The following is a 25,976-nucleotide window of genomic DNA, read 5'->3' as shown; positions in this document are numbered from 1 at the left end:
TGGAGACCGAGACTCGCACGCTCGGCCCGGCTGAGCCGAAGCTTGATCGGCGTCCTTGCTTTGGCCGTTGAAATCACTACCTTGTCGATCAATTCCGCCCATTCTCAAAAAAGAGCCCGCATGACCTTCATCGAATCCCATCTCGCCCCCGCCGGCCGCAAGAGCGGCCACATCAAGCTGCACGGGCCTGAGGATTTCGAAGGCATGCGCAAGGCGGGCCGGCTCACCGCCGAGGCGCTCGACATGCTCCTCCCCCACGTCAAGCCGGGCGTGACCACCCAGCAGCTCGACGATCTCGTCTTCGATTTCGCCCTCGCGCACGGGGCCTATCCGGCGCCGCTCGACTACAGGGGCTATCGCAAGTCGATCTGCACCTCGATCAATCACGTCGTCTGCCATGGCGTGCCTGATAACAAGCCGCTGCGCGACGGCGACATTGTCAATATCGATGTGACCTTCATCGTCGACGGATGGCACGGCGACGCGAGCCGCATGTTCGGGGTCGGCGACATTCCCCGCAAGGCGCAGCGGCTCATCGACGTGACCTTCGAATCGCTGATGCGGGGCATCGCAGCCGTAAAGCCGGGTGCGACGACGGGCGACATCGGCGCTGCGATCCAGCAATACGCCGAAAGCGAGCGCTGCTCGGTCGTTCGTGATTTCTGCGGCCACGGCCTCGGCCGCGTCTTCCACGACGAGCCGAACATCCTGCACTACGGCGTGAAGGGACAGGGCGTCGAGCTTCGCCCCGGCATGTTCTTCACCATCGAGCCGATGATCAATCTGGGCAAGCCGCAGGTGAAGATCCTCTCCGACGGCTGGACGGCGGTGACGCGGGACCGCTCGCTTTCGGCGCAGTTCGAGCATTCGATCGGCGTGACCGAGACGGGCGCGGAAATCTTCACCCTCTCGCCCCAGGGGCTGGACAATCCGGCGGCCGCTCCCGCGGCCACATGAAAAAGCGCGGCGTCGGCGATCTGGATGTGGCGGTGGCGGGCCTGGAGGAAGCTCCGGTCCCGCATTATCACGGCCATCGCCAGCGCCTGCGCGAGCGTTTCATGGAGGCCGGCGATCAGGCCCTCGCCGATTACGAGCTTCTCGAGCTTCTGCTCTTTCGCGCCATTCCGCGACGCGACGTGAAGCCGCTCGCCAAGGCGCTGGTCGAGCGCTTCGGCTCCTTCGCCGAGGCGATCGCCGCGCGTCCCGAGCGCCTGCGCGAGATCCCCGGATTGCCGGATGGCGCGATCGTCGATCTGAAGGTGGCGGAAGCGGCGGCGCGCCGCCTCGCCCGCGGCGCGCTCGAGAAGCGGAAGGTTCTCTCCTCCTTTTCGGCCGTGACAGATTACTGCCGCACCGCCATGGCCTACGCCGAGCGCGAGCAGTTTCGCATCCTTTTTCTCGACAAGCGCAACGCTCTCATCGCCGACGAGGTGCAGGGCGTCGGCACGGTCGATCACACGCCCGTCTATCCCCGCGAGGTGGTGCGCCGCGCGCTGGAGCTCGGCGCGAGCGCGCTCATTCTGGCCCATAACCACCCCACTACAACCTTTAAAGTCACGCTGGATCACGCTCAATACCGCTGAATCATCAAGCAAATAGTGGATTTTTGCGCATTGCGTACAGGAGGCGGTTATGGCAAGTTGGGGGCGGTTAGAGGGATTGAAAACGGCTTTCCGATCCCAGCAAACGATCCCCGTTTCTCCTCGACCGATCCCAGTTGGGGACCAGGAGAAACGCCATGCCAAGCCTGACCGACACCGCAATCCGGCACGCACTGAAGCGTGTCGAACTGGGCCAAAAGCAGGAGAATCTCGCCGACGGCGAAGGACGCGGCACTGGCCGTCTGGTGCTCGTGCTCAAGCCCATGCCGAAGCGAGTTACGGCCGATTGGATGGCGCAGCAATGGCGAGACGGGAAACGCTCGAAGAAGAAACTCGGTTCGTATCCCTCAATGTCACTCGCTCAAGCGCGTGAAATTTTCAAACGCGACTTCGCTGACGTGATCCAGAAGGGTCGCAGTATCAAGATCGCGACGGACACTCGGCCGGGGACCGTCGCGGATCTGTTCGAAGGCTACGTTGCAGGGCTGAAAGCTGCCGGCAAGCCCTCCTGGAAGGAAACGGAGAAAGGCCTCAACAAGATTGCCGACACGCTCGGACGCAATCGCCTCGCCCGCGAGATCGAGGCCGATGAAATCGTGGAGCTGATCCGGCCGATCTATGAGCGCGGCGCTCGATCGATGGCTGATCATGTCCGGTCCTATATCCATGCTGCCTTTAGCTGGGGGATGAAGTCGGACAACGATTACCGGAACACATCTCCTCGCCGCTTCCGGCTTCCCTTCAACCCGGCCTCAGACATCCCGACTGAGCCGAAGGTCCAGGGCACACGCTGGCTCAGCGAGGATGAGTTCGTCCAGCTCTATCGCTGGCTCGATTGCCCCGACACTCCTGTCCACCCCTCATATCCGCGCGCCGTGCAGCTCATCATGCTCACCGGCCAGCGCGTTGAGGAGATCGCGCGACTTCATGTCGATCAGTGGGACACGGCCGAGCGGATCATCGACTGGTCAAAGACCAAGAACCTTCAACCGCACGCCGTCCCGGTCCCATCGCTTGCAGCCGAGCTTATCGAGTCGATCAAGCCGAACGAATTCGGCTGGTACTTTCCTTCGGCGAAGGATCCGTCGAAGCCGGTCAGCCACGGCACGCTCTACAGCTTCGTCTGGCGGCAGCGCGACCGCGGCGTCATCCCCTACGCGACCAACCGCGACCTGCGGCGGACGTTCAAGACGCTCGCCGGCAAGGCGGGGGTGCCGAAAGAGATTCGGGATCGCCTCCAGAACCACGCGCTGCAGGACGTCAGCTCCAAGAACTATGATCGCTGGAACTACATGCCCGAGAAGCGCGCCGGCATGGTGCGCTGGGACAAGTTCGTCCGCGCGCTCCTGAAAAAGAAGAAGGGCAACAGCGCGTTGAAGGCTGCCGCGTGAGCCGCCGGTCTTTCCTTCTCGCCGGCATGCTTGTCTTCTTCTGCTCGGTCGCGCCTGCCTATGCAGATCCGTGCAAAGCGCCTCCACCAGCCCAACCCGGTGTGCGGTTCTTCGGCACGGTCCGATACGTTGGCGACGGCGACGGCCTGTGCGTCGGCAGGACGGCCGACCCCAACGAGTGGATAGAGGTTCCCCTCGCCGATTTCGATGCGCCTGAGCTTCACCAAGCCGGCGGCACAGCGGCCAAGGTGGCACTTGAGCGCATAGCCCTACATCGCGAGATCACATCCACGGCGGAGCGCGGCCAGAGCGGCCGTGTCGTCTCATTCGATCGCGTGATCGCCCGCTGCCGGATTGGCACTGACGGCATCGGAGACCTTCTTCTCCAGGCCGGCGTTGTCGCGGGTGGTAACTGATGCCGGCACATTCGCCCTTGACCCGACATAGCTTAGAAGCTATATGAACTGGGAGGTCAGACTGCATGATGCCTTCGAGGCGGAGTTTCTGGCTTTCGAGCGCGGGGTCCAGACCGAATTGCTGGCCGTCGCGAAGCTGCTCGCCGAATACGGCCCGCAGCTGGGTCGGCCCTATGTCGATACGCTCAAGGGCTCGAAACACACCAACATGAAGGAAATGCGTTTCTCGGCCGCCGACGGCGAATGGCGCGTAGCCTTCGCGTTTGACCCCGAACGAGAGGCTATCCTTCTCGTCGCGGGCGACAAGTCGGGCGTTAGCCAAAAGCGCTTCTACAAGCAGCTTATCGCGAAGGCGGATAGCCGGTTTTCCGACCATCTGGAAAACCTGAAATCCGTAAAGAAGGGATGATCCTATGGGACGGAGCCTGGATGAAGTCATAGCTTCGCTGCCCCGCGACCAGCAGGAGCAGATCGAGGCTCGCTACGACGAACTCCGGCAGGAAGTCGAAGGACTCCGCGAGCTGCGCCAGATCGCCGGCAAAGCCCAGGAAGACGTCGCGAGCGCATTGAACATCAAGCAGCCCTCGGTCTCCAAGATCGAGAAGCAGGCGGATATGTATCTCTCGACGCTGCGCAGTTATGTCGAGGCGATCGGCGGGAAGCTCGAATTGACGGTGAAGCTTCCAGCGCGCCCTGTGCTTCGGCTGCACAGCCTCGGCGATGTCGGCGTCGAGAGGAGTGCCCCAGTTCGCACCGTAGCGCGCCGTCGAAAGCAAGCCGGCGCCCGATGACTGAGAACTGCCTAAGGCGCTGGCCGACACAAAAACGGCACGGGGGACAAGATGGCTGAAACCCAGATCGAGTGGACGGACGCCACTTGGAATCCCGTCGCGGGATGCTCAATCGTAACCACCGGCTGCACACATTGCTACGCCATGGAGATGGCCAAACGCCTCGAGGCGATGGGTGTGCAGAAATACGCCGACCTGACTCGCAGAAGTGGAAAACGCACCGTCTGGAATGGTGTCGTGCGTGAGGACCGTGAGGCGCTCTCGATTCCGCACCGCTGGCGCAAGTCCCGCAAGATATTTGTAAACTCGATGAGCGACCTGTTTCATGAACGGGTTAGCGACGCGTTCATTCGCGACGTCTGGCAGGTTATGCGCGACACACCGCATCACAACTATCAGATCCTCACGAAGCGTCCCCAACGCATGGCCAAGTTGGTCGCCACCCTCATCGGCGACGTCCTGCCCAATGTCTGGCTCGGCACGAGCATCGAGAACGCGGCCGTGGTCGGTCGCGTAGAGCACCTGCGCCAGGTGCCGGCAGCCATTCGATTCATTTCCTTCGAGCCCCTTATCGGAGCCGTTGGCACTGTCGACTTCCGGGACATCCATTGGGCGATCGTCGGCGGCGAAAGCGGGAAGGCAGCTCGGCCAATCCGTGAGGAGTGGATCGACGAAATCTATGTGCAGTGCTTGTCCGCCCGGACAGCCTTCTTTTTCAAACAGTGGGGCACCTGGGGCAAAGACAACAAGAAGCGGTCAAAAAAGGCCAACGGGCGCGAATATAGGGGGCGGACCTGGGATGAGATGCCCACCGTTCCCTCCGCTGTTCCTTGAGGCGCAATACGGTCGGGGGGCGACGTGGTCGAAAAACGATATGAATGGGCTGATGGCGCAAAGCTCAAAGAGCATTCAAAGCGCAAACATAAAATCCTGCACGAATACGTCTTCGACTATCTGACCGTCCGCTGCAGGCTGCCTCAACAGGAGCGCTTTCGGCTAGCAATTGTCGATGGATTTGCCGGTGGTGGACGATATCACTGCGGTACGTCTGGGTCGCCACTGATATTCATCGAAGAGCTGAAACGTGCCGTCGAGGCAGTGAATACGCATCGTGTAGTTCAAGGCCTCGGCGCCATCGAGGTCGAGTGTCTTGTTATCTTCAACGATGCTAGCCGCGATGCCATAGAATTGCTGAAGACACATGTTGGGCCGATGCAAGCGGACATTGTTCAGACGTGCTCAAGGCTACACCTTCGCGTGGAGTACCTGAACGAGTTTTTCGAGGCTGCGTATCCAAAGATCAAGACGTTCCTGGAGCAAGGACGCTACAAAAGCGTGCTCTTCAATCTGGATCAATGTGGCGACAGCCACGTCGAGCGGGATACGCTCCTTGACATTATGCGCTCCTATCCTGCCGCCGAGATCTTTTACACCTTTATGATCAGTTCACTTCTGGCATTCCTACAGAAGAGCCAGCCGGAGCAGCTAAAGGTCCGGCTTGCTCACCTTGGGCTAACGAGCGCGAATGTCGATGCGCTCAATGGACTCATGAGCAAGAACGATTGGCTAGGGACGGCGGAGAAGATCGTCTTTGACACCTTCCGTCTATGCGCGCCCTATGTCAGTCCCTTCTCGATCAACAATCCGGGCGGATGGCGGTATTGGTTGATCCACTTCGCCAACGCCTATCGGGCGAGGCAGGTTTACAACAACATCCTTCATGACAATGCGAGCATTCAGGCTCATTTCGGTCGGTCCGGCCTCGACATGCTGTCATATGATCCGAGGCACGATGAGGGCATGCTCTATCTCTTTGACGATAGCGGTCGCGCGTCCGCGAAGAACCAGCTCTTGGGGGATATTCCGCGCCTCGTGACGGAATCAGGCGACGCCATGTCCGTCGTGGACTTCTACGGGAGCATTTACAACATCACCCCCGCGCATGCGGATGATGTGCATGCAGCAATCATCGAGAACCCCGACCTGGAGGTAATCACGCCGGCAGGTGGAGAGCGACGAAAAGCCAACACGATCGCAGCCAATGACGTCATCAAGGTGAAGACGCAGCGAAGCTTCTTCCCCATGTTCCTGAGCGCGGGAACAGGGAGGAGTGACAAGCAGTGACCGTCCGGCGTCGTCAAGATCCCGAATGGCGCGAATTCGAGCGTTTGGTTGCGCGCATCGAGGCGGACGCTGGCCCGCGTGGAATCGTTGTGAAATCCCCTGATCGTATCAGGTGCAAGATCACTGGCCGGCTGCGGGAGGTCGACGCAAGCATCCGCTCTCGGATCGGCACGGCCGAGATGCTTGTTACCATCGAGTGCCGTCGGAGAACGAAGATTCAAGACGTCACTTGGATCGAACAACTTGCTACCAAAAAGAGCGCGATCGGCGCCGACCGAACGATAGCGGTGAGTGCGGCAGGATTCACAGAATCCACAAACTCACTTGCTGATCAGAATGGCATCTCTCTTCGGAAAATATCGGATATCACGGCCGACGATATAAATTCTCTGTTGCGTTTAGACTTCGTGCTCTTTTGGCACAAAGCTTGCGCCATCTCACGAGTTGGTATTCGTAAATTTCGTTCCCTCGATTGGAAAATGCCCTCCCCGGAAGATGTTGACTTCGTCCTGCCTGGGAACACCGATCCGTTCGCGCCAATCTTCCGCAACGATGAGACCGGCGGGACTTGGTCTTTGAACGATCTTTGGCTCCAATTACAAGAGGCTATCGATCCATTTGAAGGGATTGAGAAGGCGCAGCCACCCGCACTCCGTACCGCGTGCTTTCCCTATCCTGGAACAGTGACCCTCGTTTCCGCGGATGGACCCTGCCTGCTTGGCGATGTCATCGTTACCATGGCGCTTTGGATAGAGGCTGAGCACGTCTTTCTCGATGCCGCCAAGAAGGTTGAATACACCTCCGACGAGACGTCAGCGATCCAGCGCGTCGAATTTGCTTCGCGCCAGTCAAAAGAAAAGGACTGGCGCATCTCATTGCAGATTCCCAAGAACTCAACCGACATCGCTGACCTTCGAACTGGTGGCAATTGGCCAGACAGCGAGGATCGGTCGTGACCATTCATAACACCTCCTCGCCCACCGGCTCCCAACCGCTCACCAATTCGGACCGCTATCGGAATCCGGACAACGACCCACGCGGCCCCTATCTGCTTGCCGATCTCACAGTGCTCGGGCGGCGCCCTCACCTCCAGTACGCCTGGAGAGGACATGTGCCCCCAAACGGCAGACACTGGCGATTCACGCTGGAACGAGCCGAGGCCGAAGACACCGACGGCCGAATTGTGTGGTCAGTCAACGGCGGCGGCCCCCGTCTCAAGCGCTATTTTGCAGACGCCGCAGATGGACAGGAAACATCGCCAGATCACGAAGCCATTCTTGGCGCACTTGTGGAACGCGCCCTGCGTTCGATGTTGCAGGTCCTGGCTCAGGAAATCGTCCGTTGCCAAGATTACCTTGTCCATGTCGAGTGGCGCGACCTCGAACGATTGATGGGCGAGGTTCTTTCGGTCTTGGGTTTCGACGTTCTTGTAACTCGCCCTGGGCGCGATGGTGGCTTCGATTTAGAGCTACGCTGCAAAGAACACGATCAACCCGCAATCTATCTCGTAGAGATTAAGCACTGGAGAGCGCCTTCCAGGCCAAACCCCGACATTCTAGAACGATTTTTCGAGGTCGTGATAGCAAAGCGCGCAATCCGAGGGCTTCTGTTGTCCAGCTCCGGATATAGCGCGCCGGCCCTTACTGGGCGTTCCGAAATCGCGCGCCAACTCGTTCGCTTAGGGGATTCCGACAAGATAGTTGCCGTTTGCCAATCGTACGTCAGGCAGGTGCACGGGGCTTGGACTCCTACGCACACCCTCCCGAACATTCTGTTCGCAGACACGTATTAGTCGCCTCACAACGCGACGAAAACCACTGTTGAGAATCCTACGCGCCGCTCGGACTGAAGCGCAGCAACAAGAAGCAGGACAATGTTCGGACCGCAGCACCTTACCCACGTAATAAGATATCTTGACGGCGTGGACTACGCTCTATCTCAGCGAATGCTCCGGAAGCATCCGCCAGATGAGCCCGCTCTCACCAATGAGCTTTGTGCGTTGCTCGACGCCGACACTCAACGCGCGGAGGAAAGCCTTCCCTATAACATTGATCAACTCAACGCCGACCTTGCCGCAGTCGAGGACGGCCTCGACTTCGAGGTCACGCTGGACACATATCCGCACAACACAGCGATGGAGCGCCACGTCTCACAGTCCGATTTCGGGCTTGTGCTCACCTACGATAATCGGATCCTTCCGGAGGAAAGCTGGTCCACAGCTTATCTCGTCCAGGCGAAGCGGCTCTTTCGAAACGCTCATTCGGGCGAATACGACCAGCGAGCAGGCTTTCAGGCCGTGAACGCGGATCAGCAAACACGAATGGACCGGCTTTCCGCGATCCTCGGCAAAGGCGCGCTACGATATGGTCTCTATTGTCCGCAAACAGGGTCGATTCCAGATCAAACCCGTATGAAGGTGCGCGCCCTTCATACGCGGAATCTGGGTGATCAGATTTTCGACTTTGGAGCAGGCCTTGCGCTGAGGGACGCCTTGCTTTCGAACGGCGGCATTGATGCTGGCATTTGGCTGACGTCGACAGACGGCAAGCCCACAGGCCTTCTCGGGCTGCATAGCGAGGCGTTTCGTTCGGCCCTACCCCTCACATGGTTCCTCATCGGGCACTTCACCCCGCGAGCAACGCACGGAGCCTTCGCGGGCTTAACGCGCAGGGGCCCCATTCTGTCGGAGACCAGGGACGACGACCGGGTAAAGCGCATCGTCACAGGAGACCAGCAGGCGGTCCGTGAACTGATCGACGAACTCGCGACGGCCGGCGAGGACGGCGAAGCGCCAGCCACCATCACCGTGCTCCCCCGCCATACGATAACCGTCAGGGTCACGGTCGGAAAGTCGCTGCCGGCAGATACCGCGCGGGCGCAGTTCGACTGAGCTGGCCTGCGAGCTGGACGCCATCTTGCCATGGCACAAGCAAGCCATTTCACCGCTGGCGGATCGTGCTCGAATCCAGTGGGAGCGACTTAGGCACTGCACAATGATCGCTTCCCGCCGTTTGCCGCCGCCTCGGCCCGGGAGGCGGCGATCGTGCCAAAAGTGCAGGAACCCCGGAGTCGCGGAGTCGCGCTCAGACGGCCTCCGGTGAAGTCGTTGAGGACTATCACCATGTTGGCCTGTCGCGTCGACGCCACCCCCTGGCCGATGCATTGTGGAATGGCCGCAGTGCGCGTCGGCGCGGTAGCGGACAAGGTTGGAGCAGGCTGTTATGCTAACAATCAATAAGAAACGGGGTATTGGGGGCATGTTGTGCGAATCGCTCGCGTTCATCTCGAGAATTTTCGGGGTATAAGACAAGCCGACGTTCATTTTTCCGGAACATCCGTTCTCCTCGGCGATAACAACACCGGAAAATCGACAGTATTCGAGGCTATAGAACTCGCCATCGGTCCCGATCGCCTGGCGCGCACGCAAGCGATCGACGAGCACGACTTTTATGGCGGCGACTATCTACCCGTCGAAGGGGTGCCACCGAAGCATATTGTCGTCGAAGTCGTCATCGCTGATCTTGACGAGCAGCACTGCACGAAGTTCCGAAACAATCTCGAGTTCTGGCGGCAGGCCGATCGCTCGCTCCTCGGGCCGGGCCAGGGCGCAAACTTAGGACAGCCAGGGATCGAACCCGCAGTTCGCATCCGCTTCGAAGGCGCCTACGACCCCGAGAATGACGATTTCACCGCCAAGACCTGGTTCGCCGTGCCGCGACGCGAAGACGGCGCGCCCATCAACGAGTGCCGCTCGAACGACAAACGTGAATTCGGGTTCCTTCATCTCCGGGCTCTGCGAACCGGAAACCGCGCACTATCCATGGAACGCGGGTCGCTCCTGGACATCATCCTCAAAACCTACGAGGTCCGCACGCGCATGTGGGAGGGTCTGCTGAGGCAGCTCCGCGACCTCGATGTCGTCGGCGACAACGATCCGGAATTCGGGCGCATCCTGACGGCCGTCCGCGACGCCATGCGCGACATCGTTCCCGGCGAATGGGCCGATGCGCCCCACCTTCGCGTCTCGGATCTCACTCGCGAGGACCTTCGCCGCGTCCTGAAGTCCTTCCTCGCTACCGGCGTGCCCGGCTACGCCGCTCCCTTCCAGCATCAGGGATCGGGCACGATCAACGCGCTGGTACTGGCAATGCTTGGCCTCATCGCTGAGCGACGCAACGGCCGTGTCATCTTTGCGATGGAGGAGCCCGAACTCTCACTTCCACCGCATGTGCAAAAGCGCGTCGTCGACAAGGTCAGAGGAATCGCCGCCCAAGCCTTGTTCACCTCCCACTCACCCTATGTGATCGAGCAGTTCCAGCCCGAGCAGATGATGGTGATGACCCGCAATGCGGCCGGTTGCCTGACCGCGTCGAACATCGCGCTTCCCGACAACCTGAAGCTCAAGACCTTCCGCGACGGCTTTCGAACCCGCTTTTGCGAAGCACTTCTTGCCCGTCGCGTCATCGTCGTTGAGGGGAAGACGGAGCTCGTCGCCTACAGCGCGGTCGCGCGTCGCGCGGCTGAACTTGCGCCTGCGACCTATCAACGGCTGGACGCCCTCGGTTGGGTGCCGTTCGATGCGGGCGGTCAGACAGCGGTCGCCTCCTTCGCTACGTTCTTCCGCAGCCTCGGCAAGACCGTTGCGACCATCTTCGACCAACAAGCCCAACCCGAACGTCAAGCCATCCTCGCATCGTGCGACGCCGCATTCGAGCAGCCCTACGCGGGATTCGAACACCTGCTGGCCGCGGAGGTATCGGTTCCGATGCAAGCCTGGTTCGTGCGGTTTTTCGTCGGCGCCGGCGAATGGCCCCAGGCACTGAACAACCTCGTGCCACCGCAAGGATCGCCCGATGAGACCTATCGCGCTGCCTTCCTGGCACTGTTCAAGCACAAGAAGGGGGATGACTATCTCACCGTCTTCTTCGAGCAATGCCAGGTCGGCCATTTTCCGCAGACCATGCTCGGGATCATCACGGCCCTGAAGAATCTGGCTGCGCCGCCACCGCCAGCACCTCCCGCACAAGCCAATATCTTCGGGTGATCGTCATGGCGTTGGTCCTATGCGAACAGAGACAACGCCTGCTGCGCACGGACGGCAATATCCTCGTCCGCGGTGGTGCCGGATCCGGCAAGACGACCATCGCGCTCGCGAAGGCATGCGCCGATCTCGACGGCGCGCGGCTCGGTCCGTTGGGAAAGGCCTTGTTCCTCAGCTTTGCGAGAGCGACCGTGGCACGTATCGCCGAACAGGCGACCGCCACGCTGCCTCGGGCGCTGATCTCACGCATCGAGATCAACACCTATCATGGCTTCGCCTGGACGATATTGAAGAGCCATGGCTATCTCCTATGCGCCAAGCAGGGTGTGTCGCTGCTTCTCCCAGCCCAGGCGCGGGCGTACCTCGCCGGCCTTGATGCTGACGCCCGACCCGCTCGGCAACGAGAACTGTTCAACAGGGATGGCCTGGTCGCCTTCGATCTCTTTCCGACCCTGCTGACGGAGCTATTCCAAGTCGCCCCGGCGCTCGCGACGGCTTACGCAAGAGCCTATCCGCTGATCATCGTCGACGAATTTCAGGACACGAACGCCGAAGAGTGGCAGATGATCACTCAGCTCGGGCGGCACAGCCGCCTCATAGCATTGGGGGATCCCAAGCAGAGGATCTACGACTTCAAGGGTGCACATCCTCGCCGGTTCGATGAATTTATCGCAGCCTTCAACCCCACGCCTTTTGATTTTGCTGGCGAAAACAATCGAAGCCCCGGCACGGCGATCGCGCAGTTCGCCAACGACATCATCGCAGGCGAATACACAGCCCCCGGCTATTTAGGCGTTGCGGTCTCGCGCTATCGTGGGCGTAGCCTCAGACCGCTCAAACAGGAAATCCTCAGAGCTGCGGCCCGCCTGCGCCGCAACGCCGAATGGTCGCTTGCGGTACTCGTTCCCGCGAACGTCCTGGCTGTCAGCGTCTTCGAATACATGGCCGAAGCCACCCACGGCCTTCCCGCCTATCCGGTGGACATTCTCGTCGCTGCCGAGGGCCCAATGCTCGCCGCAGACCTGATCGCCCTCCTGATGGAGCCGCGCCCGAGCGAGCAGCATCATGCCGCCGCCGTTCTGGACGGCCTTGCCGCGTTCGAACTCGGGCGCAGCGAAGAGGCCTCTGCGACCGCGATCCGAAAGGCGGCTCGCTATCGGGAAATTGCCCAAGCCGTCCGTGTGCGAGGGCTGGACGGGCTCGGTGCTCGCGGCATTGGTCCCGGCGTCCGAAGTCTTTTGGCCAACGTCGCAGCCCTTGATCTGACCGGGGATCCCATGACGGATTGGCGCGCAATCCGTGGCCAGCTCGACGCGAGCGACCGAGCTGAGTTTCAGGCGCTCGCCAAGGAAGCCCGCCACATGCGCCTCCTGCGGCGCGGCGCCCAGATCGAATCCAAGCTGGCCGAAGCCTGGCGCACCCATGGGACTTACAACAGTGCCCGCGCCCTGCTCGCTGCGGCCGTCGTGGACGACCAGTTCGCAGCAACGACCCGCCCGCAACAGGGCGTCACTGTGATGACCATTCACAAGGCCAAGGGAAAGGAATTCGACGAAGTGATCGTCTTCGAAGGCTTGTTCTCGCGCTACATCCAGCGGCCCGGCGCCGATGGCGAACGGTCCGCGCGCTTCAATCTCCATGTCGCCGCCACCCGCGCTCGTCGCACGGTGACGATCATGACCCCGGAAATCCAACCGTGCCATCTCCTTCCTTAAGGAACGACCGTGACCGACAAGCCGCGCAAACATCACTTCGTGCCGCAATTCTGGATACGCAGGTTCGCGGGCGCCGACGGCAAGCTCTGGGCCTATGATCATCAGACCGGTCGAACCAGCGAGCGTTCGTCCAAGCAACTGATGCAGATCTTCAATCTCTACACGGTGCAGCCGTCTGGAGCCGACGACACGACGCTGGAAACCGTCGATCTCAACAAGATCGACTCCCCGGGGCAGCGCGACATTCGACCGTGTCCTGAACGGTGACCATAGCCAGTCCGCCAGGGAAGAATTCGCTTCGTTCCTCGCCGCCCAGGTCCTGCGCGATCCGGATGTCATGACGTCCTACAATCCCAGAGCTCAAGAGCTGACGCTAAGTCTTCTGGAGGCATTTGACGCCCCCGATTTCGATACCTTCCGTCAGCGCTGGGAGACCCGCTTTCCCGGCACCACCGTCACTGAGGACGAATTCAAACATATCTACTCGCTGGGCCTGCAGGGCGCCGAGGATGCGCTGGAGCAGATCATCACGGCACTCGATGCCACAGAAGGCCTTCCGGAGCTTCCGTTCACCGATGCCGTGCGCAGCTCCGATGGTCGCGACATCGTTCGTACGAAGCTGCTGAACTTCGACTGGACCCTGAAAACGGACCGCTCAGGGCACTTCGTCCTGGGCGACACTGGGGTGCTCTACAACAAGGGGCATATGCAGAGCCTCGCCGTTCCCCTCTCTCGCAGCGCGGCGCTGTATCCCACCCCTTCCGATCACCCAAAGCCGGGCATCTCTTCGATCGTGGCGGCCGACCATGACGTCGAGAACCTCAATCTCGAGAGCGCCGCGCGCTCGCGTCGCTGGATCGTCGGCGATCCAAGCGTACTGAACCGACTTAGCCCACAGGTCGGACGCAACCCGCTTCCCGGCCCTAATCAACAATGATCCGCCGATGACACAGCGTCCGATCGACGTCTGGAACGTCGAAACATTCGACAAAGATCTCACCGCGGTCTTGGAGAAAAACGCCGATCTGATCCAAGCCTATATGAAGACGGACCGTGAAATCTTCCTCGCGTATGATCACTATAGCGGCCCCGATCATCCGCTCGCCCGGCCCGATAACGCTTACGCCACACGCTTCTACGACTTTCAGGAAATGGTCGGCGAACAGATGCGGGCCCCCGTCATTCGCGCCTTCCACTACACGCGCATGACGGATGCCGAAATCGCCATCCTGCGTCGCCAGGGCATTCACCTCTCCACACCGGAGACGTTGCGCGCCCGTCTCGATGCTCTCGTCGCAACGGCAGCCTCTCTCGCGGGACGCCCTACGTGCTCTAGGATGCCAGCCCCTTTCACAGCGACCAGCTTGCGTCGCGGTCGCACAAGTTCTGGATGATCTCTCATCCGCTCGCGATCCACGACTCCGGCGTTGAGCCACTGATGTCGCATTGGGGCGGCGAGTTCGCGTCCATGTGGATGCGAGATCCGGGTCTTCTCGCCTAACTGGCGACAATCGGTTCGGCCCGCGTCATCGAGCTTGCCATACCGGTGGCTGCCACGAACCACCGCTATTCCGCCGGGAACGCCGTCGTCGCGACCTTTGGATGATCGCGCGGCTGCATCCCGGACAAGCACGCATTCGACCTCTACGCGTCGCAACCGTTGCCGCCCGAAGCCATTCTGGCCGTCCACAGCAACGGCGAGCCCAACTTTATCCGTATGGCGCAGGGCTATCCGGCTGGATTTGTCGATGTCAGCATAGGGCGGTGGAAGGAGCTGACCGGCGAGGATGACTAGTGTTCGCGTGCCGGAAAGCTCAGCCCGCGGCCGTCCGTTGCGGCGGCCGCCGGGGCTAGCCTCGGCGAACCCCACGCCTGCCCGCGTAAAGCGGCATTGCGCCCTCGATCCCCGTCCCGTGCCGTCCGGGCTCGATTCTTCCGCCTTGACTCTTTAGCTCGAAAGCTGGAACAAATAGAGAACATGATGCTGAACCCGCCCCGGAGGTCAACAACGAGCTTGCGGCCCGAGCCCGCCAAGGTGAAGGCGCGGAATTTTCGATGACTCGCACCAGTGCGGCCGCCTACCCGGCGATGGTCAACGTCGGAATGAAGCCTCCGACAGAACGATTCTGATCATAGATATGCAGCGGCAGATCAGCCTTCGGCATCAGCACTCGTCCCACTTCGACCGCCGCCGAGTTCGGCACCGCCGGAAAAACGTTGATCGTCGCTTTCTCACCATGGACAGCCTTGATCCGATCGAACAGCCGCCGAAGGTGACGCTTGAACTCGACCAGGTCTTCGGGTCGCCGCATGATATCGTTGTGCGGATTTTCGGCGATGAGAGACCAGATTGCGACATTGCCTCCCAGCACCGCCCGGATCCGATCGTCCGTGATCGTTGCGCTGAGCGCCAGCTTGAGCGCAATAGGCACATCTCGCGGACCAGAATAGTCTCCGACTTGAAACGTGATCGCGGGCTGTTCAGCTTGCCAACGCCACGTCGCCGGCTCGCGGTATCGCTGATGAACCGTGACCGGGACGACATCACCCAATAGATGCCCGAGCTCGATGAGCAGCGGCTGCGGCGCTAAAGCGAAGACGCTGAGCTGTCTTATCTCCTTCTGCTCAATTCGCTCTTTCACCTTGCGGGCGAAAACGCGCCGCAGGTTGTCCTGCTGGACGGTCCAGTAATTCGCTTCATGATCGGAATAGTCGCATCCGACCAACTCGATATCGATCGTTCGCCCCTCTGCAGGATGCCTGTCCGGCGGCATCGCCATGAAAATTGACCGCGTCGAAACGAGGGCGTCCCTCTGTCCGATGTCTGCAGCGAACCGGAGCACGTGAGCAGCCCGTTCCTGCGCCATGCCCGTGACGATGGCGATGCGGTCCTCGTGCTCCGCCTTCATCTCAAGAAGGACATCCTCGGGATGATCCGCGAGATAATCGACGTCCACGCCCTTATGGTGCTTCGCACAAAGCAGCATAAGATTGCTCAGGTCCTTTGCGAGCAACGGCGACCGAATCACATCGCCGCGTGGGCCGTCGGCGCTGTCGGCGACGATATGGGCAATAAAGCCGAACTTGCCATCCTCGCGACCTGCGATGAGGTCGCCGATGAGATCCTCATTGCAGCCACGGTACTCGCAGCGCCCGGCGGCCTTCGCCCAGAGGGCGACCTGAATTTTGTTTGGGATTTGTGTTTTTGCCATGGTGAAGTTCCGATCGAGTTCAGTATAATGTTCACGTTTTATCTTCAAAGCTCAACCGCGCAGTTCGACAATCCACATGCGGCGCCTGGGCTTCATCTGGGAGGCCGATGGTGGACAAGCAGACGCGTACCCGCGAGAGCGAGGAATTTCTCGATGATCTTGCCGAAGAACTGAGCGTGCCGCCCAGCCGGTATGAGCAGGCCGAGCGGAGCTACAAGTCGTTGGGAGATTGGCTGCACCGTGACGCATCGAGCGTCAGGCGGTACGGCCCGAAGGTCTATGTGCAGGGGTCTTTTCGCCTCGGCACGACCATCCGGCCTTCGAACGACGCCGAGGAGTACGACGTCGATTCGGTTTGCGAGCTTCAGAAGCTGGGCAAGACCTCGCTGACGCAGCAGCAGCTCAAGACCCTGCTCGGCGCGGAGATCGAAGCCTATCGCAGGGCGCAGAGCATGAATAAGCCTCTTCGCGAAGGTCGTCGCTGCTGGGTTCTGGACTATGCCGACGGTGCCCAGTTTCACATGGATGTGGTGCCCGCGGTTCCGAATGGCCAAAGCGCCCGCATCCTCCTGGAATCCCGCGGCCTCGACGCTCGCTGGACCACAACCGCCATCGCCATCACCGACAACGAGGGGCCGACCTACACCGCCGTTACAGACGACTGGCCGCGCTCGAACCCGAAGGGGTATTGTGAGTGGTTCAAGAGCCGGATGGCGGCCGCTCTCGAACGTCGGAAGCGCATGCTCGCTGAGAGCGTGAAGGCAAGCGTCGAAGATATTCCGGACTACAAAGTACGCACGCCTCTTCAGGCCGCTGTTATGATCCTGAAGCGCCACCGGGATCATACCTTCGAGAGTCGCAAGGAAGACCGACCGATCTCGGTGATCATCACCACGCTCGCGGCGCACGCCTATAGCGGCGAAGAGACGATCGGCGAAGCGCTCGCGGTCATCCTCGCGGGAATGGACAAACATATCCTGTGGCACGACAACCGGTACTGGATCCCGAACCCCACCGACCCGCTCGAAAACTTCGCCGACAAATGGGCCGAGCACCCTGAGCGGGCTGCCGCCTTTGCCGAATGGCTGCAGAAGGCGAGGACCGAGTTTGCCGAGGCAGCGCGTTCGAGCGACAGGACCGTGATCACCGAGACGGTTGGACGCGGCGTCGGCGGGTCGCTCGCCGGTCGCGCGGCACGCCGGCGCCAGCCGCCAGCACGATCCCCGCTGCTGAAAACCGCGTCGGTGGCGCCGGTGAGCGCCGGTCTCTCCTTTCCGGACAAAAGCCGTGTTCCGACCAAGCCTCAGGGGTTCGGCGGCGCGGAATGATTTGGTGGCTTGAGAACCCGGCACGAGCGCGATCCGAGCGCCAGAGCGTCGTTGATCTCGCAGAGCGCGTAAGCTGGCTGAGAGGCGTGCGCTGGTATCTCTCGGACGGCGCCGCATTCGCCGTCGACTTCGAGATCGAACACGACGGGGATAGCATTCCGCTCACGATGACCTATGCGGAATTCCACCCCAATGCCCCGCCCATCGTCGTGCCCCGAGACGGCAGCCGCCTCTCGAGTCATCAGTACGGCGCCGGTGGAAATCTTTGCCTCGAATATCGCGCCGACAACTGGGAGACGACGATCACCGGGGCGATGATGATCGAAAGCGCGCGTCGTCTGATCGCCGGTGAGCGCGATGCCGATGGTCCCGAACTGCCGTCGGCGCACGCTGTTTCCCTCGGCCAAAGCGTCCGCGGCTCATACTTCCGGTTTCTGCTGACGCTGCCGATCGAGGAGCGCCTGAAGGCGCTCGAACCCGGTCAGTTCATCGAGATCGGCATTGCTGAGAAATATCACGCTGAAACCTTCACCGTGACGATCGCCGAGATCGATGGCGTCGCCGATGCGCGCGCATGGCCTACCGGCATTCGCGAGACGACAAAACGAGGCCATGCCATTCGACTGCCACAGGGAACCGCCATGCCAGCGGCAGCGCAAGAGAGCATCGCAAATCTGCTCAGTAATCTCGGCCTCGCGCCCCTCCGCGAGCAGGCGCTTGCCGCCACCGGCGAGATGGACCTGGTGCTGGTCTCCGAGACCGAGATCGCGCATTTCTATGCCTATGACGGCAGCCAGAAACGCTACTTCGGTCGATCGCGGATTCTGAAGGTCACGGCCGGCAGCCGGCTCCCGGATGACTATGCCGTTCTTCTCGGCAAAAGCGTTGGCATTGTCGGGTGCGGCTCGCTTGGCTCCAAGGTCGCCGCGATGCTTGGGCGCGCAGGTGTGCGCAAGTTTACGCTCGTTGATGACGACGTCATGTTCGCGGAGAACCTGGTGCGGAACGAGCTTGGCGCTGCGGCGGCGGGTGTTCACAAGGTCGACGCTGTCCGCGCCCGCCTCATAGAGATTGCAGGAACAATCGATGTCACAGTGCGACGTGTCGCGCTGGGCGGCCAGGAAAGTGCCCATTCGACAGACTCGGTGATGTCTGTGTTGCGGGCCTGCGACGTCATCATCGACGCCACCGCGGACGCGCATTGCTTCAATTTCTGTGCCGCGGTTGCGAAGGAAAGCCTGAAGCCGTTCGTCTGGGGCGAGGTGTTCGCCGGGGGCATCGGCGGCCTGGTGGCGCGCGTTCGGTCAGGCCATGAGCCTGAACCTCAGACGGCCCGCAACCAGATCAACGCCTGGTGCAATGCGCACGGCGTGCCCGCCCCGCTCGCCGGTCTCTCGGCACCATACGCGGCACCAGCCGAGAGCGGCGGGCCGCTTGTCGCTGACGATGCGGAAGTTTCCGTCATTGCAGGACACTTGGCACGCCTGGCGACCGACGTGCTCATGCGTCCAGAGGACAGCGCTTTTCCCATGCCAGCCTATGCAATCGGCCTACGTCGGGCCTGGATTTTCTCCCAGCCGTTCGAAACCTGGCCGATCGAACTGGCCGGCTCCGAACCCTGGAAGGTTGAACAGGACCCCGCCTCTGTCGCAGAGAGCCTTGCCCTGCTGCGCGAACTCTTGCCGACGGCAGTCGATGGTAACGATCAATCTTCCAAGTAGCCAGAGGGCGCGACTTCGCAACTGCCTGAGACGTGCCGGCCGGCGTGAAATCGGCGGCATTCTCATGGGCGAGCAAGTCGCGCCGGACCATTTTCGGATCATCGACTTCTCGGTCGACGACAAGACCGGGACGGCCGCTCATTTCGTGCGCAGCCCTGAACATCATGCGGAAGCGCTCGAAAGCTTCTTCCAGAAGACCGGATCTGATTTCAAACGCTACAACTACCTCGGCGAATGGCATTCGCATCCCAGCTTTCTGGTCCGGCCGAGCCAAGAGGACATCATGTCGATGCAGAGCCTGGTCCATGGCGAGCGCGACATCGATTTCTCCGCTCTCATGATCGTCAGATTGCGGTACTTTTTCCGCGTCGAAGCCGCTGCCTACATGTTCGCCCGACATGCCGCGCCTGAGGAGGTCGTGCTCACAACCTGATCTGAGGTTTACGGCCGTATCTGCAGCAGAGCGCTACATGCGTCGCCGAACGCCACAACGCCTTCGCCGCTCATAGTCGCGCCCACATGTTCGAACCTCCAAGATGAGGACGCGGGATTTTCGGTAGCATATGAGGTAAGGTAATATTGCCTCGACACATTGCCCCGTCTGGATAGAGAACCGTGGACACTGGATTTGTAGACCTCGACATACTGCTCACCCGAATTCGGCATCCGCAGTCGAAGCTGTACTTTCTGGACGCCGTGAAAGCCTACAAGGCGGGCGCGTTGCGTGGCGCACTTACCTCCGCATGGGTCGCCCTCGTCTATGATCTGATCGCCAAGTACCGCGAGCTGAGCGCCATGGGCGATGCGGCCGCGACGGCTTTTCTTCAGTCGTGGGACAATGCGACCGTCTCAGGCGATATCGCCAAGCTGCTTCAGCTTGAAGGAGGCATCCTCGAAGACGCGACGGCCAATACCCAGGTCGTCAATCGCATCGCCCGAACGCATCTGGAGCGCCTGCGCGAAGATCGGCACCTCTGCGCCCACCCGGCCTTCTCGGCCGAGGCCGATCTCTTCGAACCATCGCCGGAGCTCGTGCGACTCCACCTCGTCAATGCGGTCGATCTCGTGCTGTCGCAGGAACCCCTGCAGGGCAAGGCGATCTTCGACCTCTACGACGTCGACGTGCAGTCGACAGGCTTTCCGACGGCTTATGAACGCATCCTCGACTATGTCGAGCAACGCTACCTCGCGCGCGTCCGCGCCCAGAACGTCCGCAACTTCGGTACGGTGCTCGCGAAATCCCTGCTCAAGGGCGTGCCCCCGCAATGGGAACCGCTCCATCGCAAGATCATCCCCTCGCTGGTCGCGGTGCGCGACCGCGCCGCTCCCGCCTGGCCGGACGTCGCTCAGGCAATCATCAGGCTGATCGACAATCTCGAGCCGGCGAACCGACCGCGCGCAATCGCTTTCATCGCCGCTTTTCCGGATTTCTGGCCCGAGCTTCAGGAACCGACGCGCACCGCGCTGCAGGCGACGATCGACAATGCTGACCCCGCGGCGCTCACCGACTATCGAATCCTGGCGGGCGCGACCGTCCCGCAATTCCGCGCTGCGGTGTTGCCCCTCATTGCCGGCCTCAGCCGCGAGCACCTAGCGGCCGCGATCGCCTCTCAACCGCTCGCCGACCTTTGGCCGCGCGCAGTCGAAGAATATCAGGGCTCCGGCAGTTTTCGAGGATCCGAGGCGAATTTCAGCGACCTCATCACGCCCTACGCCGGCCGTCTCGGCAGCCAGCAGCTCGACCAGCTGCTCGATGCCGTCATCGACAACGGGCAGAACTGGGATGCGGCAGAGACCGACACCCTCTTGCTCAGCGTGCTCCGCAACGCGACGCTCGCCGACCGGCCGACGCATGACGCGCGGAATCGCTTCTATCAGCACATTCAGCGCATGCGCCGCACCGACAAATATGAGGACGTTCTCACCTTCCTCCAGTCCGACGGATGGGTGCTGTCGCCGCCGGAGCGGCCGGCTGACGAGTGAGCCGGCGTCAACACAGGCCGCGCACAACAAGGCGCGCATAAAATTCAGCCTCAGACAGACAGCTCAGGCTCGCTGCGCGTCTTGTCGTCCGGCGTCTGAATCCGCCCCAGCAGAAGCGGCAGCTTGCTGTTCTTGAAATCCCAATCCGAGAGCGGCGCGAACCATTCCGGCGCCGCGTTGCCATGGAGCTGGATCACCTGGTCGCCATCGATGGTCTGCGCGGCATAGTACCGGCTGAAAATGCGACTCGCCCAGCCAATGCCATCCCAGCCCTGATCGGAGGGCTCCTCAGGCGTCGCGACGAACTCGACACCCGCAAACTCGCCGCCGTCGGTGACGGCAAGCGGACCTTCGGTGGACCACTCGCCGTAGAAAAGCAACACCTCTGCGAGCTTGCGGTCTCTGGGATCGATCAGCTCGACGTCACCGCTGAAGAGTTTCGCCGATCCGATGATGAAGTTGGCCAAGCCCTCCGGGCTCAGCGACCGCGGCATATCAGTCGCCGCTCCAAGCACGAGCCGCAGCGGCGGCTTGGTCATGATGATCACCTCGCCGAGCCGCTCGGACTCGTTGGCCAGAAGGGCGTCCTTCATCGTCACCCGAAGACCTCCATTCCGAGTGCGAAAGCGATCCGGCGAAATCACCGTCCAGATGTTCCAGCGCGACCAGAAAATCGCCAGCTTCAGCGGCGTGCCGACCATATCCGCATAGGCCTGGAGCGAGGCGAGATAGGCCGCGGACATCCGCGTCTCCTGCTTGAACGGCTCCTTGATTCGGACATTCTTGACCTCGACCAGCCACTGCTCGACGTCGTCGAGGACCACCCGGAAGTCCGGAGCGCGGAAGGTGCCGGCGGCATGGACGCGGCCGGCGTCCTCGCTCTTCAGCAAACGAAAACGCCCGAGGCTCAGAACCGTCGCCTCGAACAGGCGCTCGGTTCGCGAGCCGTGGATCAGCGCCGGGTCGGCCAACGCCTCCTTCAGCTTGGGTCCCGCGTCCGCAATGAAGCGCTCCACCAGCGACGGATCGTTCAGCGCAATGCCCTGTTCGCGCGCAAACGTGGCCAACGACGCGAGCAGGTCGAAGGCCTTGGTCTTCGGCGGTCTTGGCGGCTGGTCGCTCATGATCCCATCAGCCGCCCAGCACCTCGACATCGGGCGGGTTCATGTACGCTCGGAAGCCGGCGAGATCCTCGTCGCTCGGATTCTCCGCCTCGGGGATGAACCGGATGGTCTCGGCGATGTCGCGGCGCGTGACGTAGCTGATGATCGCGCCACCATTGCTCAGCTCATATTCCATCGAGCCACACCAGCGGTTGGGACGCGCGAGACCCGGCGCGAAGGCGATCGGCTTCTTGTTTCCCTTCTTGCTCACCTCGTGCTTGGCGAGCGCCACCCGGATGAATTCGAGCGTGGTGAAGCCCATCTCCGTGCGCCGCAGGTCGAGGTGCATCTGCTCGACAAGTTCCGGCCGCTCCTGGGCGTCGCGCAATTGCTGGGCGCGCAGCTCGCGATCATAGTGGCGATACCCCAGCTCTCGCTCCAGATGGGCGGCCTTGAGCCCGATGCCCGAATTCTCAGCAAGCTTGATGACCTCCTCGCAGCGCTGACGCCAGGTCCGCTGCAGCTCGTAGGCGGCATAGATCCACATCGGCGAGAGCGCACCCAACAACGCGATCTTCCCACGCGGAGGCTCATCGTCGAACTGATGGCGCATGACCTCCTCCTCGAGCGCATTCAGCGAATTGTCGACGAGGCAAAGCTGGCTCGCCTGCATCGCGAGATAAGGGTTCTCGGCAAAGCCGGCCAGCCCCATAAGGGCTTCATAGAGCTCACTCGTTCCGATCTCGGCGACGTCACGGTAGCGGGGCTGATCGTCCCGTTCATCGTCAAATTCCTCCGCGTCCGTCATGCGATGTCCCCGCCCCTTGCCTCGACTTGATAGGGTGGATCGGTCACCGCCATCGGCAGCGGATCGGCCAATCCCCAGAACCGCGTGGTCGCCCGGATGTAGCGAACCAGGTCGCGCATCCGGATTCTGAGGTGCTCGCTCGGGATGCGCGGCCCCGCCAGGAGATCGTGAAAGTCGTTGGCGGCGGCGTCCCAAAGCGCGGGCGCGGTCGTCTTCAGCTTCTCGCACGACGCCCCTTCGCCGTGGCGAACGACGTTGGCGACCATGAACATCTCGGTCAGATCGGCTCCCAGAGCACCCCGCTCGATGTCGATGCCAGCGCGCCTGGCGCAGAGCATCAGGAAGTCCTGGAAGCCGCGCAGCTTCGGCAGGTCGATCGCTTCATCGCGATAGACGGCGCGCGCCCAGATGCTCAGTTGCCGCTCGAAGACCGCGGCGAGGGTCAGCGTGAACACCTTGGCCGCCTCGTTGGCAGTGTAGTTGTCGACCTGCGCAGCCGCGCGATCGAGAAATTGTTCCATCGTCGCCGCTTCGCCGCATTCGAGCGACGCATGGACCGGCAGCGCCGCCATCGCGGGCTGAATCACCCGCTCGAACAGCCGCGCGAGATTGGCCTGGAAGATGCGAGGCAACTGATCGCTTGTCTGCAATGCCCCCCCTTGTGGCGCGGGGACGGCAACCAGCCCCTCGTGCCTATGCGTGATGTGAATGCCAAGACATTGCCGCCCCCGCGATTCAGGCGCCGTCCTTCGGCATTGGGCCATCACGGTTTCCCGCTAATGGCGCGCCATCCAGAAGGCGAGAAGCAACATCCCCGCCAGTTTAGTCGCTTCAAAGAAAGTGTCGACCGCCTCGAAGTAGGTCTCGTCAGGTCGATGGGGATCATGACCGCTGATCTGGAAATAAGCCATGCGCGTTTCATAGTCGGTGCGGGCGATCGACACCTCGAAATGCTTGCCCGATAGATGCACGAAGTCCGATGTGCGCTCGTACACCGGGCTGATCCAGGGATGTGTTTCCGCGAACTTCTTGCGAATATGCGCGTCCGAAAGCTTGTTCCCTTCCCGGTCCTTGAGCCGGTTGAACTGCTCGCCGTCGAGGACAGCCTTGCACGCCGCGTCCGCGTCATCGAGGATCGACAGCGCATTGACCCGCATCGCCGTGTCGAGCTGCAAACGCAGAATGGCAGCCGCGCAGAGGAAATTGCGCGCATTGATCAGGTCGCGGAAACCGCGCGCCTGCGCCAGCGTCCGGCGCATCGCGCCAAAGATGAAGAAGTCGGCGTGCGACAGGTCGGCCCCGGTGCCGAGGATGCCCGCACCCTTTTGGATCAGTTCATCCTCGAGCTGCTCTAAGCGCTTCAGTCGATCCGCAGGGTCAAGGTCGGCCATGCATTTACCCGTGTTCGAGGTCATCCATCAGGACGACATGTGCTCTAGCCGACCTGTTCGACCTGCAAAGCGCCAGCCGCGAGCGGCCGGATCAACGACTGCGCCGGCACGGAGGGATCGAGCCAATCCGCCCAGGCGTCGCGTTCGAGGATGACGATCTGCCGGTCATGATACGGCGCGATGTCGGGCCCGGGCTCCATCGTCAGCATGGTGAAAGCCTCGCCGACATCCTTCGCCTCGCGCCAGATGCCGGCGATGCAGAAGATCGGCTCGTCGCGCTTGGTGAAGAGCCACTTTTCCTTGCGCTTCTTTCCCTTCTCGGTGGGATCGGTGAACTCGTAGAAGCCGTCGGCAACGATGAGGCAGCGGTTCAACGTGAACTCGCGGCCCTCCGACCTGAAATTGTAGACCGGGCGCTTGTTCTGGCCCGGCCAGCTCCATCGCCGCTGCACCAGGTCGCCTTCGCCGCGCACGCCATCGACCGTGCGGATGATCGGCGCGACATCCGTGATCTTGATGTCGTCCCGCGCCTCGATGTTCGGGGTGCCTTCGCCGAAGCGGACCTTGATCTTCAGGCCGGCGAAGTCCTCCATGATCGAGGCCACATCCACCTTCAGTCGATAATCATTGCACATCGGTCCTTCGTCTCGATCGCCATTGCCTTGCGACCGTGTTCTTGTTATGTTCGCATGTCATGAGCGCGAAGGCTTTCGATTCCGACGCATCGCTCGACGAACGCCGTGTCATCATAAGGCGTGACGGCGGCGATGTTGAGATGGTGGAACTGCCGTGGGGCCTTCAGCCCCGCGAGCGCGGCGGCCGGCGATTCACCGTGGTGCGCGCCGAGGGCCGCACCTTCCCAGCCTATCGCTGCCTTGTACCGGCTTCCGAATTCCGCCATCGCAGCCACGGAAAGCATTACAGCTTCTCTCTTGCCAACGGCGACTGGTTCTATTTCGCCGGCATCTGGCGGCCGGCGACGCTCGACTGGCCCGAGGCCTACGCGATCCTGACGACCACGGCCAACGACGACGTCGAACCCTATCACGACCGGCAGATGGCCGTGCTGCGCCGGGACCAGCGCATGGCCTGGCTCGACCTGACCCGCCCGGAAGACGATCTGCTGCGTCCCTTGCCGGCGGGCAGCTTCCGTGTGTCGTGGCTGCGTGAGGCGCAGGCGTCGCTCGCCTTCTGAAATCCTGAAAGCCGCTTATGCGGATTTGCGATTTTAAGGGGGAAAGCCTTCCCCTGCGGCCGAGTCTTACGTCTCGGCCGCCCCCTTCTGCGGGGAGACCCCGCAACGCCCCCTTAGAGTGAGAGTGCGGACCGGCTTTGCCGTGACGGGTTGAGG

At 61.6% G+C, this 25,976-nt stretch carries 27 protein-coding genes; 21 read left to right on the top strand and 6 right to left on the bottom strand.

Features of this window, described 5'->3' with window-relative positions:
* The first annotated feature begins 120 nt into the window (after positions 1-120).
* The 16 genes from map (at position 121) to WOC76_RS06745 (ending at position 14,473) form a co-directional block, all read left to right on the top strand.
* The gene (gene map / locus WOC76_RS06820; RefSeq protein ID WP_341108087.1) at positions 121-957 is read left to right on the top strand and encodes a type I methionyl aminopeptidase; all 837 of its coding nucleotides are present in this window, start codon (positions 121-123) and stop codon (positions 955-957) included.
* On the top strand, positions 954-1,583 hold the full coding sequence (locus WOC76_RS06815) for a JAB domain-containing protein (RefSeq protein ID WP_341108089.1): 630 nt from the start codon (positions 954-956) through the stop codon (positions 1,581-1,583). The genes map and WOC76_RS06815 overlap by 4 nt, the downstream gene beginning before the upstream one ends.
* Before the next feature lie 155 nt (positions 1,584-1,738).
* Positions 1,739-2,992 carry a tyrosine-type recombinase/integrase gene (locus tag WOC76_RS06810; protein WP_341108091.1) on the top strand — a complete coding sequence of 418 codons (1,254 nt, stop codon included), beginning with the start codon at positions 1,739-1,741 and terminating at the stop codon, positions 2,990-2,992.
* Positions 2,989-3,408, top strand: a complete 420-nt coding sequence (locus tag WOC76_RS06805; protein WP_341108092.1) for a nuclease — start codon at positions 2,989-2,991, stop codon at positions 3,406-3,408. The genes WOC76_RS06810 and WOC76_RS06805 overlap by 4 nt, the downstream gene beginning before the upstream one ends.
* 43 nt (positions 3,409-3,451) lie before the next feature.
* Positions 3,452-3,817 (top strand): type II toxin-antitoxin system RelE/ParE family toxin, encoded by a 366-nt coding sequence (locus WOC76_RS06800; RefSeq protein WP_341108094.1) that lies wholly within the window; start codon positions 3,452-3,454, stop codon positions 3,815-3,817.
* 4 nt (positions 3,818-3,821) lie between these two features.
* Positions 3,822-4,199, top strand: a complete 378-nt coding sequence (locus tag WOC76_RS06795) for an XRE family transcriptional regulator (protein WP_341108096.1) — start codon at positions 3,822-3,824, stop codon at positions 4,197-4,199.
* A gap of 51 nt (positions 4,200-4,250) precedes the next feature.
* Positions 4,251-5,033, top strand: coding sequence for a DUF5131 family protein (locus WOC76_RS06790; RefSeq protein ID WP_341108098.1), 783 nt, complete (start codon positions 4,251-4,253; stop codon positions 5,031-5,033).
* 24 nt (positions 5,034-5,057) lie between these two features.
* A complete protein-coding gene (locus WOC76_RS06785; protein WP_341108099.1) occupies positions 5,058-6,323 on the top strand; it encodes a three-Cys-motif partner protein TcmP in 1,266 nt (421 codons plus the stop codon).
* A complete protein-coding gene (locus WOC76_RS06780) occupies positions 6,320-7,279 on the top strand; it encodes a restriction endonuclease (RefSeq protein WP_341108101.1) in 960 nt (319 codons plus the stop codon). Before WOC76_RS06785 ends, WOC76_RS06780 begins: the two co-directional genes overlap by 4 nt.
* Positions 7,276-8,115 carry a restriction endonuclease gene (locus WOC76_RS06775; RefSeq protein ID WP_341108102.1) on the top strand — a complete coding sequence of 280 codons (840 nt, stop codon included), beginning with the start codon at positions 7,276-7,278 and terminating at the stop codon, positions 8,113-8,115. The genes WOC76_RS06780 and WOC76_RS06775 overlap by 4 nt, the downstream gene beginning before the upstream one ends.
* A gap of 81 nt (positions 8,116-8,196) precedes the next feature.
* Positions 8,197-9,213, top strand: coding sequence for a hypothetical protein (locus WOC76_RS06770; RefSeq protein ID WP_341431340.1), 1,017 nt, complete (start codon positions 8,197-8,199; stop codon positions 9,211-9,213).
* Positions 9,214-9,585: 372 nt separating this feature from the next.
* Complete coding sequence (locus WOC76_RS06765; protein WP_341108104.1) at positions 9,586-11,367, top strand: ATP-dependent nuclease; 1,782 nt, start codon at positions 9,586-9,588, stop codon at positions 11,365-11,367.
* Between the two features lie 5 nt (positions 11,368-11,372).
* Positions 11,373-13,079, top strand: a complete 1,707-nt coding sequence (locus WOC76_RS06760) for a UvrD-helicase domain-containing protein (protein WP_341387755.1) — start codon at positions 11,373-11,375, stop codon at positions 13,077-13,079.
* Positions 13,080-13,088: 9 nt separating this feature from the next.
* Complete coding sequence (locus tag WOC76_RS06755) at positions 13,089-13,346, top strand: DUF4238 domain-containing protein (RefSeq protein WP_341387753.1); 258 nt, start codon at positions 13,089-13,091, stop codon at positions 13,344-13,346.
* Between the two features lie 70 nt (positions 13,347-13,416).
* Complete coding sequence (locus WOC76_RS06750; protein WP_341387751.1) at positions 13,417-14,016, top strand: hypothetical protein; 600 nt, start codon at positions 13,417-13,419, stop codon at positions 14,014-14,016.
* A 7-nt stretch (positions 14,017-14,023) separates the two neighbouring features.
* The gene (locus WOC76_RS06745) at positions 14,024-14,473 is read left to right on the top strand and encodes a hypothetical protein (protein ID WP_341108108.1); all 450 of its coding nucleotides are present in this window, start codon (positions 14,024-14,026) and stop codon (positions 14,471-14,473) included.
* A 684-nt stretch (positions 14,474-15,157) separates the two neighbouring features.
* On the opposite strand, the gene WOC76_RS06740 is transcribed toward WOC76_RS06745, so the two are convergent.
* Positions 15,158-16,291 (bottom strand): SAVED domain-containing protein, encoded by a 1,134-nt coding sequence (locus tag WOC76_RS06740; protein ID WP_341387749.1) that lies wholly within the window; start codon positions 16,289-16,291, stop codon positions 15,158-15,160.
* 110 nt (positions 16,292-16,401) lie between these two features.
* Between WOC76_RS06740 and WOC76_RS06735 the strand changes: the two genes are divergently transcribed.
* From WOC76_RS06735 to WOC76_RS06720, 4 genes are all read left to right on the top strand, one after another.
* The gene (locus WOC76_RS06735) at positions 16,402-17,619 is read left to right on the top strand and encodes a nucleotidyltransferase domain-containing protein (RefSeq protein WP_341431339.1); all 1,218 of its coding nucleotides are present in this window, start codon (positions 16,402-16,404) and stop codon (positions 17,617-17,619) included.
* On the top strand, positions 17,616-19,340 hold the full coding sequence (locus WOC76_RS06730; protein ID WP_341108114.1) for a ThiF family adenylyltransferase: 1,725 nt from the start codon (positions 17,616-17,618) through the stop codon (positions 19,338-19,340). Before WOC76_RS06735 ends, WOC76_RS06730 begins: the two co-directional genes overlap by 4 nt.
* Positions 19,315-19,773 carry a Mov34/MPN/PAD-1 family protein gene (locus WOC76_RS06725; protein ID WP_341108115.1) on the top strand — a complete coding sequence of 153 codons (459 nt, stop codon included), beginning with the start codon at positions 19,315-19,317 and terminating at the stop codon, positions 19,771-19,773. Before WOC76_RS06730 ends, WOC76_RS06725 begins: the two co-directional genes overlap by 26 nt.
* Before the next feature lie 182 nt (positions 19,774-19,955).
* Positions 19,956-21,323 carry a hypothetical protein gene (locus WOC76_RS06720; protein ID WP_341108116.1) on the top strand — a complete coding sequence of 456 codons (1,368 nt, stop codon included), beginning with the start codon at positions 19,956-19,958 and terminating at the stop codon, positions 21,321-21,323.
* Positions 21,324-21,373: 50 nt separating this feature from the next.
* Here the strand turns inward: WOC76_RS06720 and WOC76_RS06715 are convergent, their stop codons facing one another.
* The 5 genes from WOC76_RS06715 to WOC76_RS06695 all read right to left on the bottom strand — a co-directional run bounded on the left by WOC76_RS06715 (position 21,374) and on the right by WOC76_RS06695 (position 25,260).
* A complete protein-coding gene (locus WOC76_RS06715; protein ID WP_341108118.1) occupies positions 21,374-22,447 on the bottom strand; it encodes a hypothetical protein in 1,074 nt (357 codons plus the stop codon).
* A 7-nt stretch (positions 22,448-22,454) separates the two neighbouring features.
* Complete coding sequence (locus WOC76_RS06710) at positions 22,455-23,234, bottom strand: hypothetical protein (RefSeq protein WP_341108119.1); 780 nt, start codon at positions 23,232-23,234, stop codon at positions 22,455-22,457.
* Positions 23,231-23,884 carry a hypothetical protein gene (locus tag WOC76_RS06705; RefSeq protein WP_341108120.1) on the bottom strand — a complete coding sequence of 218 codons (654 nt, stop codon included), beginning with the start codon at positions 23,882-23,884 and terminating at the stop codon, positions 23,231-23,233. The genes WOC76_RS06710 and WOC76_RS06705 overlap by 4 nt, the downstream gene beginning before the upstream one ends.
* Positions 23,885-24,010: 126 nt before the next feature.
* The gene (locus WOC76_RS06700; RefSeq protein ID WP_341108121.1) at positions 24,011-24,625 is read right to left on the bottom strand and encodes a hypothetical protein; all 615 of its coding nucleotides are present in this window, start codon (positions 24,623-24,625) and stop codon (positions 24,011-24,013) included.
* A 44-nt stretch (positions 24,626-24,669) separates the two neighbouring features.
* Positions 24,670-25,260, bottom strand: a complete 591-nt coding sequence (locus WOC76_RS06695; RefSeq protein ID WP_341108123.1) for an SOS response-associated peptidase — start codon at positions 25,258-25,260, stop codon at positions 24,670-24,672.
* Between the two features lie 59 nt (positions 25,261-25,319).
* On the opposite strand from WOC76_RS06695, the gene WOC76_RS06690 reads away from it, so the two are divergent.
* Positions 25,320-25,820, top strand: coding sequence for an SOS response-associated peptidase (locus tag WOC76_RS06690; RefSeq protein ID WP_341108125.1), 501 nt, complete (start codon positions 25,320-25,322; stop codon positions 25,818-25,820).
* The last annotated feature ends 156 nt before the right edge of the window (positions 25,821-25,976 follow it).

Origin of the sequence: Methylocystis sp. IM3, assembly GCF_038070105.1 — a bacterium.
GTDB lineage: Bacteria > Pseudomonadota > Alphaproteobacteria > Rhizobiales > Beijerinckiaceae > Methylocystis.
The sequence above is the reverse complement of the archived record's forward strand: the minus strand, read 5'-3'. Positions and strand labels throughout refer to the sequence as shown.

Coding starts and splice junctions, on each gene's coding strand:
- WOC76_RS06740 (WP_341387749.1), bottom strand. CDS start 16,291: ATGGCAAAAACACAAATCCCAAACAAAATTCAGGTCGCCCTCTGGGCG.
- WOC76_RS06725 (WP_341108115.1), top strand. CDS start 19,315: ATGGTAACGATCAATCTTCCAAGTAGCCAGAGGGCGCGACTTCGCAAC.
- WOC76_RS06690 (WP_341108125.1), top strand. CDS start 25,320: ATGAGCGCGAAGGCTTTCGATTCCGACGCATCGCTCGACGAACGCCGT.
- WOC76_RS06715 (WP_341108118.1), bottom strand. CDS start 22,447: ATGAGCGACCAGCCGCCAAGACCGCCGAAGACCAAGGCCTTCGACCTG.
- WOC76_RS06745 (WP_341108108.1), top strand. CDS start 14,024: ATGACACAGCGTCCGATCGACGTCTGGAACGTCGAAACATTCGACAAA.
- WOC76_RS06800 (WP_341108094.1), top strand. CDS start 3,452: ATGAACTGGGAGGTCAGACTGCATGATGCCTTCGAGGCGGAGTTTCTG.
- WOC76_RS06700 (WP_341108121.1), bottom strand. CDS start 24,625: ATGGCCGACCTTGACCCTGCGGATCGACTGAAGCGCTTAGAGCAGCTC.
- map (WP_341108087.1), top strand. CDS start 121: ATGACCTTCATCGAATCCCATCTCGCCCCCGCCGGCCGCAAGAGCGGC.
- WOC76_RS06710 (WP_341108119.1), bottom strand. CDS start 23,234: ATGACGGACGCGGAGGAATTTGACGATGAACGGGACGATCAGCCCCGC.
- WOC76_RS06760 (WP_341387755.1), top strand. CDS start 11,373: ATGGCGTTGGTCCTATGCGAACAGAGACAACGCCTGCTGCGCACGGAC.
- WOC76_RS06695 (WP_341108123.1), bottom strand. CDS start 25,260: ATGTGCAATGATTATCGACTGAAGGTGGATGTGGCCTCGATCATGGAG.
- WOC76_RS06810 (WP_341108091.1), top strand. CDS start 1,739: ATGCCAAGCCTGACCGACACCGCAATCCGGCACGCACTGAAGCGTGTC.
- WOC76_RS06730 (WP_341108114.1), top strand. CDS start 17,616: ATGATTTGGTGGCTTGAGAACCCGGCACGAGCGCGATCCGAGCGCCAG.
- WOC76_RS06795 (WP_341108096.1), top strand. CDS start 3,822: ATGGGACGGAGCCTGGATGAAGTCATAGCTTCGCTGCCCCGCGACCAG.
- WOC76_RS06815 (WP_341108089.1), top strand. CDS start 954: ATGAAAAAGCGCGGCGTCGGCGATCTGGATGTGGCGGTGGCGGGCCTG.
- WOC76_RS06790 (WP_341108098.1), top strand. CDS start 4,251: ATGGCTGAAACCCAGATCGAGTGGACGGACGCCACTTGGAATCCCGTC.
- WOC76_RS06770 (WP_341431340.1), top strand. CDS start 8,197: ATGTTCGGACCGCAGCACCTTACCCACGTAATAAGATATCTTGACGGC.
- WOC76_RS06750 (WP_341387751.1), top strand. CDS start 13,417: ATGACGTCCTACAATCCCAGAGCTCAAGAGCTGACGCTAAGTCTTCTG.